The organism is Bacillus sp. SIMBA_154 (assembly GCF_046536015.1).
Taxonomy (GTDB): domain Bacteria; phylum Bacillota; class Bacilli; order Bacillales; family Bacillaceae; genus Bacillus; species Bacillus pumilus_P.
In genome coordinates, this window is sequence record NZ_JAWJBV010000112.1 from 1 (window position 1) to 343 (window position 343).

Genomic DNA, 343 nt, shown 5'->3' on the forward strand with positions numbered 1-343 from the left:
ATGGGGCCGCCGATCGCAACTCCGAGCGCATATGCGGTAACGGTCTGTCCGGCGGTCGCGATGCTCACGTCCAGATCGGCGGCCAGTTGCGGCAGGATACCGGCAACGAGGTATTCAGCAGTTCCGGTGCAGAATACCAACAGGACGAATCCCGCCAGGATGAGAATCGGCCGTTTGAGGAGGTATGCATTTGCTGTTTGTTCGACATTCATACTGATAGGCTGATCCTTCACATCGATGTGAAGGCAAGTGGCTGAAGCAGAAAGGCCGAAACGATGAGGATCTCTGACGTCGCCGAACGAACAGGCATTCCATCCCGATTGCTGCGCTATTACGAAGAAAG

The 343-nt window shown here is 55.4% G+C and carries 1 protein-coding gene and 1 pseudogene; one reads left to right on the plus strand and one right to left on the minus strand.

Annotation, left to right across the window (positions count from 1 at the left end; translation table 11 throughout):
* A pseudogene (locus tag R0K30_RS21345) lies at nt 1-212 on the minus strand (MFS transporter); the annotation flags it as partial.
* Between the two features lie 63 nt (nt 213-275).
* Between R0K30_RS21345 and R0K30_RS21350 the strand changes: the two are divergent.
* Nucleotides 276-343, plus strand: a 68-nt coding sequence (locus R0K30_RS21350; RefSeq protein ID WP_410612776.1) for a MerR family DNA-binding transcriptional regulator, incomplete at its 3' end; no start/stop codon positions are given.